A 16550-nucleotide genomic window follows, 5' to 3' on the forward strand; every position below is an offset into this window, starting at 1 on the left:
TGGCTAACAATGTTCGCCATGCTACGGTTTTCTGCCAGTAGGAAAAAGCTATCCCCGGAATAGCTGCATTGCATAAACCGCAACAATCCTAATGGGCAGGCTTTGCCCCTTCCGGCTTATAGCCCAGGCGCAGCCCGCCCCAGTGCCGGCCCTTGACCATGATCGGCACCGACAAGTCGTGCATCAGCTCGCCGGTGTCACGGGTATACGTCTGCAACAGCACCGCCTGTTGATGGCTGCCGCAACGAATGCCGGTACGGTCTTCGAACTTGCGTTTGGTGCGGTTCTGCACGGCATCCACCTGTGCATCGCCGGTCAGGGCGTGAGAAAACGCTTTGTTATGAGTCGGCACATAACCCTGGGGCGTGCAGGCAATCGCGAACACCAGCCCCTCGTGACGGGGCAGCAAGGCTTCCTGGATCGCTGGCAAGACCTGATCGGTATAGCCGTCAAAACGCGTGTGGTACTTGCTGGGGCTGGTATTGGGAATGGCGGTGTAGCTGCGATCGAACAGGTCTTCCAGGCTGATACGGCTTTGCTGCACATCGGCCTCGAACTGCTCGGCAATACGCTGGGCGCCTTCGCGGGCCAGGTCATAGATACGCTGGTGATAGTCATCCAGCCCGACTTCGGCCAGGCGTTCGCTGATGGTCTCAGCCTGCCCTTCCATTTGCACAGCCGCGTCAGCGAGCTGGCGGGTTTGCTGGTCGCTCACGGTCAGGTCGCTGCGCATCTGCTCCACGGCATGGAACAGACTGTCGAGCTGGGTGCGGTTGGTATCGGCGCCCTCGGCAATCTCATTGACCTGCCCTTCTACATCCGCCGCCAGCCTGGCGATGCTTTCCAGTTGTTCACCGGCGTGTTCCACCTGTTCGACACCGGTGTGCAGGTCCGCCGAGAGTTGGCGAATCTGCTCCACCACCTGGGCCGTGCGTTGTTGGATATCGGCGACCATCACCCCGACTTCATCCGTGGCAGTGGCTGTGCGCCCGGCCAGCCCGCGCACTTCATCAGCCACCACGGCAAACCCACGCCCATGCTCACCGGCACGCGCGGCTTCGATGGCGGCGTTCAGCGCCAACAGGTTGGTCTGGCTGGCAATGGACTGGATCACCAGGGTGACCCGCTGGATCTCTTCGCTACGCTGGCTCAGGGCTTCGATCAGCTCGCGGCTGGCGTTGGCACGTTGGCTGAGCTGGTGCATGCGGGTGATCGACTGAGCCAGCACTTCCCGCCCTTCGGTACTGCGCCGGTGGGCCTGGCTGGCCGCTTCCAGGGCTTGGCGACTGAGTTGGGAGGTGACCTTTTCCGTACCGATCATCACCTCGGCGCTGCCGACGATTTGCTTGGCCGCGCTCAACTGCGATTGCAAACGCCCGGCCAGTTGCTTGACCGAATAGGCCACGCCGGCAGCAGACAGCGCGTTATGGCTGGTGGTGTAAGAAAGGTCGCGAGTCAGCTCACCCATCGCATCGGCACCTTCGGCAGGCGCAATCACCGGCGCGCGATGTTTAAGGCGGGGCAGCCAGATCACCAGCAAGGCCAGTGGCAGGCACAGGTACAGCGGCAAGCTGGCAAACGCCAGGCTCAGCAGCACGAGCACCAGGGCAGTGCTCTGCAAGCACGGCGTCAGCCAGCCGGGCAGCCCGCGCGCCACCGAATGCGGTGGCACTGCTGCACTCATCAGAGATCCGTCTCCTGCCATCGTTGTTACCCCACTGCTTGTCGTTATTGTGTCTGCATTAAACGCCACTATCAGGCCATTATCCATGGGCCTTTAGTGGGGTGGCTTGCAGCAGATCAATAGACGGGGCGTAACAGGTGTTTCCCGGGGGCACCGATGGCTCGGCCCCCCGTTTCACCGCATCAGGCTTGACGCTGGTGCTTGTCGATCTGCTCGTGGCGCTCTTGCGCTTCGATGCAGTACTTGGTGGTCGGGCTGATCAGCAGGCGCTTGAGGCCGATTGGCTCGCCGCTGTCATCACACCAGCCAAAGGAATCTTCCTTGATGCGCTCCAGTGCGCGCTCAAGTTGCGGCAGCATGCGCTGGTCGCGGTCGATGGCGTTCACCAGCCAGGTGCGCTCTTCTTCAACGGAAGCGGCGTCGGCCGGGTCAGCCGGGGTGTCCAGGCTTTCAATGGCGATACGGTTCTGTTCAATGCGCTCGTGGTGTTCCACTTTCATGTCTTGCAGCAACTGCTCGAAAAAAGCGTGCTGTTCGGCATTCATGTAGTCATCCGCCGGCATGGCCAGCAACTTTTCCTTTGTCATTGATTTCTCTATAAAAAATACGTGCATTAAGGCGAATAAGGGAGCGTTCCGGCCGACCTCTGCAGGTCTCGGAAGGGCGCCGTCCATTCCAAGCGCCACCCGGCACTCAATTTACGAGGGGCGGCAGTCTAAGGCCGACTTGAGGGCGCAGCAACTGAAAAGACAGGCATTTTTTCCCAGATAACCCCCAAAAGCACCAGGACGGGCTCGGCGAACGGTCATCGGAGTGCGTTTATAGCAAGAAATTCAGGGTTGTGGAGCTATATAGAAGACAAACGGTTGATAAGCCCCCAGCAATACATAACGCCAGGCCGGGGGTGAATAGGCATTAGCTGATGGCCTCTGCGATTTTGCAGTGGCACAAGGAGCTTTCATGCCTACCCCTCCCAACCCATCGGCTGCCGCCGTCAGCGCTCAATTCGCCAACCGACCCTCACTGGCGGCAGTGGCGCGGCAACTGCTTGCGACTTCGATTGCCCAGGCCTACCCCTCACTCACCCTTGACCTGCAGCGAACCCAGCTCGCCACCCCGCTGACCAGCGGCTGGAAGCTTGAACCCTTCATGCCTGTGGTGCTGGAGTACCTGGCCAAGGGCACCCTGCCAGATTTTCGGGACCACGACGGTCGCCCCGCCTACCTGTCCGACCGACCACCCACCCGGCTCACGACGCCAGACGGGCAGCCACTGGATATGCAGGTCATCGCAAAGCAGGTCCAGGTCCTGGCCTGGACACTGCCCATCGCCCTGCAAAACAGCCTGGCCAGTTTCTGGGGCACTGAACGCTGGCGTTGGCTCAGCGATGTATTGCGAGACACCCTGAACATCGGAGCCATCAGCCAACCCGACCTCACCCGGCCTGAACGGGACATGCTCGGCCAGCTCATCGACTGCCCCGACCGTGACCAACGTTTCACACGCTGGGGCGACACTGCCGTGCACGCCTACCTTCCCCATGCCACCCTCAAGGCCGGTAGCCGGGTACAGAAACGGCTGGGCACCGACCTGTTGCTGGTGTGCTCGCTGCAAAGCCAGGCCCGCGTGCTGCTTTGCCCCTCCACGGGTCCCTGCACAGGCTTCAACAGTGTCGACGAGGCCTTGCAGGCCTGGGTCCAGGGCATCACCCAGGACGAAATAATCGAACACATCACCCTGCAGCGCTACGAGCCAGACGGCAACCTCTTCGACACCCAGGCCGCCGCCTTGCTCAACCAGCAGTTGGAGCGCCTGCAACAGCTCAAATTGCCCCAACAGCAGACACCCGACCAACTCCAGGCGCTGTATCGCACCCTCACAAACCCGGCCAGTGTCTTTCCCAGCACTGCGCCACACCCCGTGCTACAAGCTTTGCGCAAGCAGGTCCCTGGCTGGCTGCAACAGGCATCCGAGGAGGAGCGTGCACGCTACCGGCACTACGCCTTGCAACTGGCCAGTGCCAAAAAACGCAGCCAGGGTCGGACCTTTCTCAGTGACATCCCGGACCTGCGCACCTTCACCCGCACCGCCCTGCTGAACCAACTCAAGAGGGACCAACTGCGCCTTGAACCGAATCACACCACCCCGCTGCTGCCCGAAGACCTGCAACTGACCTTCAACGTGGCCGCTGGCTACCCAGGCGGTGCCGGGTTTGTCGACAAGGTACACATGACCCTCGTTGACCTGGCGATCAACAACTTGCAAGGCCAACCCCGAGGGCGGCTCACCGTGACCCATCGTTTCGGCGAATCGCTGCCCGCCTGGTTGACGTCCGACTATCTCCTCGGCAGTAACGGGCTTATCCAGCGCGTCGATATCGGCAAGACCTACCCGGAGCTGCTCCAGACCCGGTTACTGGCAGACAGTGAAGACGCTCGCCAACGGCAGCGGGACTTTGCCGCACAAACCGAGGCACAACTGCCCCTGCAAGCACTGGAACTGAGCCTGCGACGGCAACACGGGTTCACGCCACAAGGGGCGGCCTACGTAGCGGCGCTGATGAACACCGATCAACGCCAAGTCGATGGCCAAACCATCGTCATCCGCCACCTGGCCCTCGTGCGCAAACCACAGGCTGCGGCAGATGGGGTGAGCAACATGTACATCATCGAACCCGAAAGCGCCGAGTCAGGGGTTCACATCCTGTACCGCCCCCTGTATGCCGATGCCCTGCAGCAGTTCCCCAGCCGCCAGGCCATGCTGGACGCGATTGCCCGCCCCGGCGAACTGCAAGACAGCGTGCTGGCCTGGCTGTCCGATAGCGCACGCCCCATTTACGCCAATGGCGGATTCCACGAACCCCACTATGTGCGCTTCGGCCTGGGCAGCGAGTTCGACACACCGGAGATCCCCAAGCCCGTCACCCTGGCCACCGACGGGATCAGCGATGAACTCCTGCAATTCCTCGCCAACGGCCACCTGATGCAGTACCTGTACGGCTGCAACGCCCGCGCCCTGGTGGACCAGGCGGACCGGGAAACGGTGTCCAATGCCGAGAGCCGCTGGAAAATATTGCTCGAAGGCGCCAGCCTGCTGTTCAACACCCTGCTGCTGCCGCTGGCACGTGGGCCCTTCATGCTCGCGGGCTGGCTGTTCAGCCTGATGGATGCCGCCAGCAAGGACCTGCCGGCACTCAATAGCCAGGACCCGATCGCACGGGAGTTGGCGGTGGTGGATCTGCTGCTCAATGTGGGCATGCTGATGTTCCAGATGACGCCTTCCTCGACGGCACCGGTTATCCATGAGCACGCCAACTCCGTTCCGACGCCTTCGCCGTTTGCGGCGCGCCGTGCCGAGCAATGGCCGCAACCACCGGAGCCCGTATTGCAACAAGGTCCGGTTCTGCTGGAGAGCCAGGGGCTCACCGACACCGTGTTCGACTTCAGTTTCTCCAGTGCCCGCGACCAACTGAGCCCCAGCCAGCAGGAACACCTGTGGCGACTGCAGGCGCCGAAGCCGCAAACCCTGCCTGAACCGGTCCTCAATGGGCCGCGACGGGGTCTCTATCATCATCTGCGTGACTGGTACGCGCTGATCGAACATCGCTGGTACCAGGTCAGGCTCGAAACAGAGGGCGGCGTGGTGATCGTCGACCCCTTTGACACCACTCGGCTCGGCCCGTACCTGCAAACCGACGGCCACGGCCACTGGTCACTCGACCTGCGCCTGCGCCTGCTCGGCGGCATGCCTCCCAAGCGAATTGCTGCCGCGCGCGAACGCAAGGCCCTGCGCACGCAGCAACTGCTCGATGAGCAGGCGCTCTTTCTCAACAGCCGCCAGCAAGCGCTGCAGACCAAAGTCGACATGGCGCAACAGCTGATGCACCGCGCCGCCAGCAACACCCAATACTCCGACGCCGCCCGGGCCAACACCCGCACGAATTTCGACCGCGCGCTGCACGAGCAGATAAACGCCTACCAGGCGCTGCTCGACAGCCGTCAGGAACGCATGGAGCTGGGCATCCCCATGCCCGTCAACGCTGCGGCGGTATTCCTGGAGAACACGGTGAACAACGCCCGCAAGTCGGTGGTGGTGGCCGACATGGACCGCCAGGCGCTGTATGCCGAACACCCTGACTTCAGTTGTCCTTACGAACAGGCGTTGCCGTCGATCATCGCCAACCCGGCGCACTATGCACAATTCCTCATGAGCCTGAGCCGCATCAATGAACGCCAGATTCAGGCCCTGGAGCTCAAGGACCGTCACCTCCTGGAGCTGTTCAACGTTGGCCAACCCGGGTTGGACGCGTTCAACCGCCTGACGCTCAATCGCCCGGATGAGCTCAGTGCCCTGTCACTCAAATACCTGCAGTTGCAAAACCTCAAATACCTGAGCCGAAGGGACTGGCGCGCCGGCTTGTTCACCAATGAACTGGACCTGGCCCTGGACCCACTGGGTCCACACCTGCGCACCCACAGCGAACTGAACCTGCTCAACCTCAGCCCGGCCGATCGCATGGCCGTACTGGACAGCCTGTTCCTGCAGTACGGCCAGGCCGTAGACGCGCTGCAAGGCGTAGCGCTGGTGCACGCCGAAGCGCTGGACAATACGTACTTCCAGCCCTTGCAGGCCTTGGTCACCTCCTTGTATCAGGACGTGCTGCTGCAATTGGCCGCTGAGGTCAAGCCATCTGCCGAGATGCCCAAAAGCCCGCCAAAACGGGCGATGACCGCGCCTGGAAAACCGCAGAAAAAAGTGATCAAGACCCGCAGGCAAGGCATCCTGATCGGTGACGTGAAGCCCGCCGGCAGCACCTTGCCCATCGAGGTGGTGGAGGTTCGCACCGAACAGGCAGACGAACTGCTGGTGACCTATTCACAGCACGAGAGCGGCTGGGATGAGGTCCTCGAGCAGCGCCGCCCAAGCGCGCCCGCGCCCGACACTCGCGCCTTGAACGTGATCAAAGGCGAGGCACGCAAGCGCGTCAAGGACCTGGCCGCCATCATTCAGCGCCAGGAAGGTTACGCAACGATGTCGCGATACCCGATCGAAATACAGGAAAGCCTGGAGAACGAGGCTGCACGCTTCACCGAACTGGCGGGCGAACTGGAGCGGGCGATTGCAGCCCTGGCGCCCGACCTGCAACTTACGGCCGACCGCAACCTGGCGGCAGAACTGCGCAGTGCGTCCGATACCATGATTGCCAAGGGGCATGAGCTGCGGGTCCAGCGCACGTTGGAGCTGCCCCCCACCGACAGCCATGTGGCGTACCTGCTTGGGCAGGACAAGATCCAGCTCGCCAGCCTCGGCCCACGGGTAGCCATGCGCGGGGAGCGAAAGGACTTCATCCAGGAATATGCCGTCAACGACAAGCGCGGCTTTCCGTTGTGGTATGCACACTTCCATTACGCCAAGGCGGACACGCCCAAGGCCGAGTACAGCGTCGCCCACCTCAAGACCAAGGCCCAGCGCACCGAGAGCTACTACTCACTGCTGAACAAGGCACAAAGCCCACAGAGTGTGGTGGACGTGCATCGCGGCGGGATCAGCCGGGAGCTGGCCGAACGCCGGTTCCTCCCCCTCGCGCCTTGATGCAGTGAGCAGGCTTGCCCTGCGCGGCGGTGTGTCAGGTTGGCTTGAGGGGGCTGGTGTACCGCGGCGCGGCGCAAGCCCGCTCACTACAAACTGCAGCTGACTTGTAGTGAGCAGGCTTGCCCTGCGCGGCGGTGTGTCAGGTTGGCTTCAGGTGGCTGGTATACCGCGGCGCGGGGCAAGCCCGCTCACTACAGGCGCCAGGCGCAGTGCACCATCGCGCATTTCCGAGGGGGCAGCACTAACGTTTGAGCTTGCGCTTGTTACGGTATTGGTCGATCACCACCGCGATGACGATGATCAGGCCCTTGATGATGTCCTGGATGTACGCATCCACCCCGACAAAGGTAAACCCGCTGGCCATCACCCCGAGGATCAGCGCGCCGATCACGGTGCCGGTGATGCGCCCTACCCCGCCCGCCAGGCTGGTGCCGCCGATCACGGCCGCCGCAATCGCGTCCAGCTCATAGGACATGCCCATGCCCGCCTGCCCGGTCGCGGCACGTGCCGAGGCCACCACGCCGGCCAAGCCCGCCAGCAGGCCCGCGATGCTGTACACGATGATCAAGTGGCGCTTGACGTTGATGCCCGAGGTCCGCGCCGCCTGCATGTTGCCGCCGATGGCGTAGGTGTATTTGCCGTACTTGGTGTAGCGCAGGGCAATGTGGAAGATCACCGCCACCACCAGGAAGATGATCACCGGCATCGCGCCATGGCCGATGGCCGTGTACGAATCCGAGAGCATGCTCACCGGCTGGCCTTCGGTGTAGTAACGCGCCAGGCCACGGGCCGAGACCATCATGCCGAGGGTTGCAATAAAAGGTGGAATCCCCGTGACGGCGATGATGCTGCCGTTGATTGCCCCGGCCAACAGCCCCACGCCCAGCCCCATCGCCACCGGGATCCACACCGGCAAGTCGGTCAGGCTGGGGAACACCGCCCGGGAAAAGTCCGACGTCTGCGCCAGGCTAGCGGCGATCATCGCCGACAGCGCCAGCACCGAGCCGGAGGACAGGTCGATCCCTGTGGTGATGATCACTTGCGTCACACCGATGGCCAGCAGGCCGATGATCGACACCTGCAGGATCATCAGCACCAGACGCTGGGAGTTCATCAAAAAGCTCTGGTCGCGCACGATCCAGCCGAACAGTTCAAACACCAGGCCGATGCCGATCAGCACCAGGAAAATGCTCAGTTCGGTCGGCATGCGTCGACGGTGCTTGACCGGTGCCGTGGCGGGCTTGTTGTCTGTTATTGCGTTCATAGCCAATCACCTTCTTATTCTGTAGTCAGTGGACTGCGGTCATACCGGAAGCCAACTGCATGACTTTTTCCTGGGTCGCTTCGCTGCGGTCCAGGGTGCCCATCAGGTCGCCCTCGTGCATCACCATCACCCGGTCGCTCATGCCCAGCACTTCGGGCAGCTCGGAGGAAATCATGATCACCGCCATGCCTTCACTGGCAAGGAAGGAAATCAAACGGTAAATCTCGGCCTTGGCGCCCACGTCGATGCCACGGGTGGGTTCATCGAGGATCAGCAAGCGTGGATTGGTCATCAGCCAGCGCGCCAGCAGGGCCTTCTGCTGGTTGCCGCCCGACAGGGTGTCGATACACTGCTCCAGGGACGGCGTCTTCACCCGCAGTTTCTTGCACATGTCTTCGCACAAGGCGCGCAGGGCTTTCTGCTGGATAAAACCGTTGCCGGTGTAATGCGGCAACACCGCCATTTCCATGTTCTCCAGCACCGACAGGCACGGGAACAGGCCACTGAGCTTGCGGTCCTCGGTCAACAGCGCAAACCCCTTTTCGATGGCCATGTGCGGGTCGGTGATGCGCACCGGCTTGCCGTCCAGGGTGATCTGCCCACCAGAGCTTGGGGTGATGCCAAAAATGGTTTCCGCCACATTGGTGCGGCCTGAGCCCATCAACCCGGCGATGCCAAGGATTTCACCCGCATGCAGGTCGAATGACACGTCCTTGAACACGCCATCCAGGCGCAGGTCGCGCACCGACAGCAGCAGGTCGCCAATCGGCGTCTCACGCACCGGGAACAGCTGGCTCAGTTCACGGCCGACCATCATCGAGATCAGGCTGTCGCTGTTCATGCTGTCGGCGCGTTGCAGGCCGATGTAGTGGCCGTCACGGAACACCGCCACTTCATCGGCAATGGCGAACACTTCGTTCATTTTATGGGTGATGTAGACGATGCCTTTGCCCTGGGACTTGAGGTCGGCAATGATCGAAAACAGGTGGGCCACTTCCTTTTCGGTAATGGCCGAGGTCGGTTCATCCATGATCAGGATGTCGGAGTCGTAGGACACGGCCTTGGCAATCTCGACCATCTGCCGTTCGGCGATGCTCAGGTTGCCCACGTGTTCCTCGGGGTCCAGGTTGATGCGCAGGCGTGCCAGCAATTCGGCGGTGCAGCGGTGCATTTCGCGGTGGTTGACCATGTGCAGGCTGTTGAGCTGCTCGCGGCCGATCCAGATGTTCTCGGCGATGCTCATGTGCGGCATCAGGTTGAGTTCCTGGTGGATCATCGCGATCCCGGCCTTCTGCGCTGCCAGGGGCGTTTCAAACACAATCGGCTTGCCGCGCAGGCGAATCTCGCCGGCGTCGGGCTGGTAGATGCCGGCGATGATCTTCATCAACGTCGACTTGCCCGCACCGTTCTCGCCCATCAGCGCCAGCACCGTGCCGGGGCGTACCCGCAGTTGCACGTCGGCCAGGGCCACGACACCGGGAAAGCCTTTGCTGATGTTGACGATTTCCAGCAGGTAGGGTTCTTCCAACGGCTGAGGCTGGATACCGGGAGGCTGCGAGACAGTCGCTTGAGCGAGCATAGAAGGTACTCCATCTGCGGGGCGACCGAGGCCGCCCCGCCGGCTTATTGTTGTTATGTCAGGGCTATTTGAAATCTTTGACGTTGTCCGGAGTGATCAGCTGGAACGGGATCACCACGTTCTGCTCGATAGGCTCGTTCTTGGCCATCTTGCGTGCTGTCTCCACCGACTTGTCGGCCTGGCCCTTGGCGTCCTGGAAGGCCGACACGGTCATGTCGCCCTTGGTGATCGCGTTCAAGCCATCTGGGGTGCCGTCGACACCGGCGATCAACACGCCCTTCTTGCCCGCCGACTTGAGCGCCATGGAAGCACCGATGGCCATCTCATCGTTGTTGGCCAGCACCGCCTGGAAGTCGCGGCCCTGGGTCAGCCAGTCGTTGACCAGGGTCATGCCCTTGTCACGCAACCAGATGCCGGTCTGTTCCTGTTCCACCTTGATGCCCGGGTATTTGGTCAACACTTCCTTCACACCCTTGGTACGGTTGGTGGTGGAGTTGTTCGCCAGGTCACCCAGCAGGATCACGATATTGCCCTTGCCGCCGAGCTTTTCGGCGATGTACTGCATTTGCAGCTTGCCGGCCTCGACGTCGTCGGAGGTCACGGCCGCCACGCCTGGGGCCAGGGTCGGGCTGTCAGGACGACGGTTGACGAACACCAGCGGGATTTTTGCTGCAGTAGCCGCCTTGATGATGTTGGCGGTCGAGGCGGTGTCCACCGGGTTGACGATGATCGCGTCGACCTTCTGGCTGATGAAGTTCTCAACCTGGCTCAGTTGCTTGACCACGTCGGCGCGGGCGTCTTCGAACTGCAGCTGCACACCGTCCCCCTTGGGATAGGACTTGGCTTGCTTGTCCATGTCTTCGCGCAGGTAAGTCAGGAAGGTGTCATCGAACGCGGACATGCTCACGCCTATCTTGAGGTCGGCAGCCGAGGCAAAGCCACTGGCAAGCAGCATGGACAGGGCCAGCGCGGTAAAACGGATCGGGGTCTTCATGAACGGTCTGTCTCCAATTTCTTGTTGGTTTTTTGGACGTTGCGTTTATCAGAGCGGTACGGGCGAAGACGGCAGTCGAACCACCGGCGCCCCTGGAATGCAGCACACCAGCGCGTCTTTATTTTCGACGATCAGCACATTGAGGAAGGAGAAGTAGAACGGCCGGGCGCGGGGCAGGCCGCGTGGCGTGTGGGCAGGGCGTAAAACTCGCAGTACAGCGTTGAAGATTTTCATCTGACGGTACCTGGTTGTTTTTGATCTTGTTTTTGTTGAGCCGCTCGAATCGAGTCCGAACGTACTTTATGCAACCTGGAAAAGACTTTATTGGAAAATAATTTCCATATCAACAAGTTTTAGAATTTTATTCTATTTTTCTGGAAAAGCCCTACAGCGCCTTCGTTTCGACCACCTGACGACGCTCATGACTGAGCCGTGCCGCGTCCAAAATACGCGTGGTTTCCAGTGCATCAGCGGCCTCCACCGGCAGCGGCCCCTGCCCTTGCACAGCACTGTGCAACTGTCGATAGAACTGCGTCCAGCAGCCTTTTTCCGACGGCACCCGCTCACGCTCCTCGCCCTGCTCGAACCAGCCCCAGCGCCGGTGTTCTTCCGCGCCCCAGTGCTCGCCTTCGGTTTTCGGCGACTTGCCGGCCATCAGCAACGCCTCCTGGCCATCCAGCCCGTCGACGGTGTAGCACCCGGCGGTGCCGCTGACCCGAAAGCGCGGCCCCTGGCTGTTTTGCAACGCGCTGCCCCACAGGTGCGAAATCACCCCGTTGGCGTGGCTCAGCGACACAAAGAAGCCATGGTCGAGCGTAGGGTATTCAGGGCTGAACTGCAGTTGTGCGAATACCCGGTCGACCGGGCCGAACAGTTGCAACGCCTGGTCCACCAGATGGCTGCCCAAATCGCGCAACCAGCCGCCACCGCTGGCGTTGCCCACGGCCTCGGGGGTGTAGCGTTCCACACGGGATTCGAAACGGGTGATGGTGCCCAGGGCGCCGGCATCGATCAGTTTGCGCAGGGTCAGGTAATCCGAGTCCCAGCGTCGGTTCTGGTAGACGCTGAGCAGCGAGCCCTGACGCTCGGCCGCCGTGATCAGGGCCTGGGCCTGTTCGGCGTTGGCGGCAAAGGGTTTGTCACTGACCACGGCAACACCGTGCTCGATGGCTTCCAGCACCAGGGCCGGGCGGCCTTTGAGGGTGGTGGAAATCACCAGGGCGTCGACGCCGGCTTCGACGATCTGGCCGATGGAGTCAAAGGCCTTCACGCCCGGATGGTCAGTGTTCAATTGCTGGCGGCGCTCGGCTGAGCGCGTGACCACGCCGACAAACGTGGCGCCTGGCAGCGTGGCAATCAGCGGCGCATGAAAGAAGCGCCCTCCGTGGCCGTAGCCAACCAATCCAATTCTCATGAGTCGATTCCTTCTTGAATTGGAAACCCGGTCAACTGTGGGAGCTGGCTTGCCTGCGATGACGGTGTATCAGGCACTGCATTTTTAACTCAAAGACCGCTATCGCAGGCAAGCCAGCTCCCACATTTTTGACCGAGTTTCTTCAGTGGTTCAGCCGTAGAAGTGCGGACGCTCCGGCAAGCTCACCTTCACGATCTGTTCACTGCCTTGCGCTTCAATACACGCATCCGCCGCCACCGCTGCCGCAAACCCATCCCACGCCGACGGCCCGCCGACTTGCCCGGCCCGCACGCTGTCGATAAAGGCCTGCAACTCCACGTCATAGGCGCCGATGAACCGATCCTTCCAGTCCATCAGAATGGCGTTGGACAGCTTCGCACCACTGCGCAGTTGCACTTGCGACGGCTCCGGCAGCTTGGCGATACCGGTCTCCCCCACCACTTCGCACTGGATGTCGTAGCCGTACTGGCAGTTCACGAACACTTCCACGTCGATGCGCGTGCCCTTGGCGGTTTCCAGCAGCACGATCTGCGGGTCGCGCAGGTGGGCCAGGGCCTTGCTGGATTTGCGCGGGAACACCACCTGCACCGACACGTAGTCGTCGTTGAGCAACCAGCGCAGCACATCCAGCTCGTGGATCAGGGTGTCGGTGATCGCCATGTCGGTCTTGTAGTTCTCGCCCACCGTCGGGTTGCGGTGCGCGCAGTGCAGCATCAAGGGCTCGCCGATCTGGCCGCTGTCGATCACGGCTTTCAGGGCGCGATAGCCTTCGTCATAAGGGCGCATAAAGCCGACTTGCACCAGGCGTTTGCCAAACGCCACTTCCGCGTCGACGATCTTGCGACAGCCTTCGGCGGTGACAGCCAGGGGTTTTTCGCAGAACACCGGCTTGCCGGCAGCAATGGCGGCCAGCACGAATTCTTCGTGGCTCGGGCCCCAAGAGGTGACGAGCACCGCCTCCACTTCAGGCGAACGGATCAGCGCATGGCCGTCGGCGTACACCTCGGCGCTGATATTCAGGTCGGCCACCACCTTGGCAGCCTGCTCCAGGTTGATGTCGGTCACCGCCACCACCTGGCTGTTGAGCAGGGTCTGGCTGCAACGACGAATATGGTCCCGGCCGATGGCGCCCGTACCGATGACTCCAAGCTTCAAAGACATACAAAACTCCTCTTGTTATTAGTACTGCCGGGCCTTCGCCAGGTGTTCATTGAGTTTTTTCGCCGCTGCATTCGTGCGTTCGCTGGTGGAGACCTGCGCCACGCCCACCCGCCACCACGACAGGTAGCCGTGGACCATGGTCTTGGGCAGCACTTTGATGTCGATCAGCGTCGAGACGGTTTGCGTGCGCGCATCCGCCAGGGCCGCTTCCAACTGCTCCACGGTGCTGACCTTGTAGGTCTTGCAGCCGTAGGCCGCCGCGCTCATGGCGAAGTCCACCGGCACCAGGCCGCCGTCGAGCTTGCCGCTCTCGGGGTTGCGGAAGCGGAACTCGGTGCCGAAGCTGTCCATGCCATTGCCGATCTGCAGGTTGTTGATGCAACCGAAGGCCATGTTGTCCAGCAGCACCACGTTGATCTTGCGCCGCTCCTGAATAGAGGTGGCCAGTTCCGAATGCAGCATCATGTAGGAGCCATCACCGACCAGGGCATAGACCTCCTTGGTCGGCTCAGCGAGCTTCACGCCCAGCGCTGCGTTGACCTCGTAGCCCATGCACGAATAGCCGTATTCGACGTGGTAGGTGTTCACGCCCTTGCTGCGCCAGGCGCGCTGCAAATCGCCAGGCAGGCTGCCGGCTGCGGCGACGATGATGGCGTCGTCGGCCAGGGTTTCGTTGAGCACGCCCAGCACGCGACTCTGGGTCAGGCAGGAGCCGGTCAGCTCGATGAATTCGCGCAGCACCGCGCGGTCCAGGTGGTCATCGACCTCGGGCACAAAGCCGTCGCCGGCATATTCCACCTGATGCACACGGTCCACTTCGGCGTCCAGCTGCGCCTTGGCCTCGGCGACCTGCCCGCCCCAACCGGCACGGTAGTCGCCCAGGGCATCGGCGAGGGCTTCGAGGGCGACCTGTGCGTCGGCCAGCACCTGCACGCCGTCCAGTTTCAACGCATCGCAAGGGCTGATATTGAGGTTGAGAAATGTCACGTCCGGGTGCTTGAACAGCGACTTGGACGAGGTGGTGAAGTCGGTGTAGCGCGTACCGACACCAATGATCAGGTCGGCCTCGGGCGCCAGCAGGTTGGCCGCCAGGCAGCCGGTCTCACCAATGCCGCCGACGTTCAGCGGGTGGCTGGACACTACCGCACTCTTGCCCGCCTGGGTTTCTGCGAAGGGAATATCAAAGCGCTCGGCAAAGGCTTGCAGCGCGGCATTCGCGCCGGAGTACTTCACCCCGCCGCCACAGATGATCAGCGGCTTGCGCTTGCCCCGGAACGCGGCCAGCGCGTCGCCGATCATCGCGGCGGTGGCCGGGCGACGCTCGATACGGTGCACACGTTTTTGCAGGAAATAATCCGGATAGTCCCAAGCCTCGGCCTGCACGTCCTGGGGCAGTGCCAGGGTCACGGCGCCGGTTTCAGCCGGGTCAGTGAGCACGCGCATGGCGTGGATTGCCGCCGTCATCAGTTGCTCGGGGCGGTTGATGCGGTCCCAGTATTTGCTCACGGAACGGAAGGCATCGTTGGTGCTGATGCTCAAGTCGTGGAATTGCTCGATCTGTTGCAACACCGGGTCCGGCTGGCGACTGGCGTAGACGTCACCAGGCAGCAACAGCAACGGAATCCGGTTGGCGGTGGCGGTGGCCGCCGCGGTCAGCATGTTGGCGGCGCCGGGGCCGACCGAAGCAGTACACGCATAGATCTTGCGGCGCAGGTGCTGCTTGGCAAAACCGATGGCCGCGTGGGCCATGCCCTGCTCATTGCGGCCCTGGTGCACCACCAGGTCGCCGGCGTCCTGCTCGAGGGCCTGGCCCAGGCCCAGCACGTTGCCATGCCCGAAAATCGTAAACACCCCGGCGACGAATTTGCTCTGCACGCCATCGACTTCGATGTATTGGTTATCCAGGAACTTCACCAGGGCCTGGGCCATGGTCAATCGTGTTGTACTCATGTTCACACCTTGTGAATGCAATTCGATCGTTCAACCCCGATCAACCTGTAGGAGCCGGCTTGCCGGCTCCTACAGTGGATCGTTGTCAGGTTCGGGATTTCTGTAGGTGGGCAATACTCGCGCCCAACGCCTGCTGGATATCCGCCAACTCGTGCACACTCTCGGCGAACGGTTCAAACGACAGGTAACCGCTGTAACCGGTGCTGAGCAACGTGTCGATCTGTGTGGCATTGCCCCGAATGTCGCCCTCGCCCACCAGCACGCGGTGGCCGTCGCGGATCGCGTTGAGCGGCGCCTCGGCATCTTCTACGCCGGAGATATGCACCAGCCCAGTCAGTTCCGGGAAGAACTCGTGCTCGCTGGCCAGGTGATGGTGGAAGGTGTCGTGCACCAGGCGGAACACATCCAGGCCACCGATGGACTGGATCGCGTCCACCGCCACGCGCTTGCGCCGCAGTGCGCATTCTTCAAAGCCCAAGGGCTCGATAAACCCGAGAATCCCATGGTCACGCAGGATCAACGCCAGCTCGCTCAAGGCCGTGCGCAAGCCGGCTGCACGCTGGGCTTCGGTGCGGGTGTCGCCGCGCTCATTGAGCGGGCACATCACCAGGCCCTTGGCCCCGCATTCACGGGCGTAGGTGGCGAGCTGGATGGCCTGGGCACGGCGCTCGTCATTCCACACATCGAACGGGTACAGCGCGTTGATCGACAGCACCGTGATGCCCTGCACCGCGCACAGTTCACGCACGCGGCTGGCCGGGGTGCCGAATTCAATCTTTTTATCCCCGAGATCATTGCGGATCTCGATGGCATCGCACTTCAACGCCGCCGCCAATTGGATGAAGTCCGGCAGGGACAGGTTGGGGGCGACCATGCGGTTAAGGGCAAAACCTAACGGCGACTTCATTGTTG

Annotated in this window: 11 protein-coding genes; 1 reads left to right on the plus strand and 10 read right to left on the minus strand. The window is 61.9% G+C overall.

All coding sequences use genetic code 11. From position 1 onward, the window contains the following. Positions 1–88 precede the first annotated feature (88 nt). Together ACVWVP_RS24905 and ACVWVP_RS24910 are read right to left on the minus strand one after the other, a co-directional pair. A complete protein-coding gene (locus tag ACVWVP_RS24905; protein WP_372339935.1) occupies positions 89–1771 on the minus strand; it encodes a methyl-accepting chemotaxis protein in 1683 nt (560 codons plus the stop codon). Positions 1772–1866: 95 nt separating this feature from the next. Next, positions 1867–2271 carry a TraR/DksA family transcriptional regulator gene (locus ACVWVP_RS24910; protein WP_010564800.1) on the minus strand — a complete coding sequence of 135 codons (405 nt, stop codon included), beginning with the start codon at positions 2269–2271 and terminating at the stop codon, positions 1867–1869. A 373-nt stretch (positions 2272–2644) separates the two neighbouring features. Between ACVWVP_RS24910 and ACVWVP_RS24915 the strand changes: the two genes are divergently transcribed. Continuing rightward, on the plus strand, positions 2645–7276 hold the full coding sequence (locus tag ACVWVP_RS24915; RefSeq protein ID WP_457408584.1) for a hypothetical protein: 4632 nt from the start codon (positions 2645–2647) through the stop codon (positions 7274–7276). A 241-nt stretch (positions 7277–7517) separates the two neighbouring features. Here the strand turns inward: ACVWVP_RS24915 and ACVWVP_RS24920 are convergent, their stop codons facing one another. The 8 genes from ACVWVP_RS24920 to ACVWVP_RS24955 form a co-directional block, all read right to left on the minus strand. Then, the gene (locus ACVWVP_RS24920; protein ID WP_026083090.1) at positions 7518–8540 is read right to left on the minus strand and encodes an ABC transporter permease; all 1023 of its coding nucleotides are present in this window, start codon (positions 8538–8540) and stop codon (positions 7518–7520) included. Between the two features lie 25 nt (positions 8541–8565). After that, positions 8566–10119, minus strand: coding sequence for a sugar ABC transporter ATP-binding protein (locus ACVWVP_RS24925; RefSeq protein WP_176999050.1), 1554 nt, complete (start codon positions 10117–10119; stop codon positions 8566–8568). Positions 10120–10183: 64 nt separating this feature from the next. Further along, positions 10184–11113 (minus strand): sugar ABC transporter substrate-binding protein, encoded by a 930-nt coding sequence (locus ACVWVP_RS24930; protein ID WP_176999049.1) that lies wholly within the window; start codon positions 11111–11113, stop codon positions 10184–10186. A 48-nt stretch (positions 11114–11161) separates the two neighbouring features. Continuing rightward, positions 11162–11347 carry a hypothetical protein gene (locus tag ACVWVP_RS24935; RefSeq protein WP_176999048.1) on the minus strand — a complete coding sequence of 62 codons (186 nt, stop codon included), beginning with the start codon at positions 11345–11347 and terminating at the stop codon, positions 11162–11164. 151 nt (positions 11348–11498) lie between these two features. Then, the gene (locus ACVWVP_RS24940) at positions 11499–12527 is read right to left on the minus strand and encodes a Gfo/Idh/MocA family protein (RefSeq protein ID WP_259175571.1); all 1029 of its coding nucleotides are present in this window, start codon (positions 12525–12527) and stop codon (positions 11499–11501) included. Between the two features lie 150 nt (positions 12528–12677). Beyond that, positions 12678–13688 carry a Gfo/Idh/MocA family protein gene (locus tag ACVWVP_RS24945; RefSeq protein WP_176999046.1) on the minus strand — a complete coding sequence of 337 codons (1011 nt, stop codon included), beginning with the start codon at positions 13686–13688 and terminating at the stop codon, positions 12678–12680. Positions 13689–13706: 18 nt separating this feature from the next. Further along, a complete protein-coding gene (gene iolD, locus ACVWVP_RS24950) occupies positions 13707–15638 on the minus strand; it encodes a 3D-(3,5/4)-trihydroxycyclohexane-1,2-dione acylhydrolase (decyclizing) (protein WP_457408590.1) in 1932 nt (643 codons plus the stop codon). Between the two features lie 85 nt (positions 15639–15723). After that, positions 15724–16545, minus strand: a complete 822-nt coding sequence (locus ACVWVP_RS24955; protein WP_457408593.1) for a TIM barrel protein — start codon at positions 16543–16545, stop codon at positions 15724–15726. Positions 16546–16550 lie beyond the last annotated feature (5 nt).

Source organism: Pseudomonas sp. TE24901 (genome assembly GCF_054058375.1).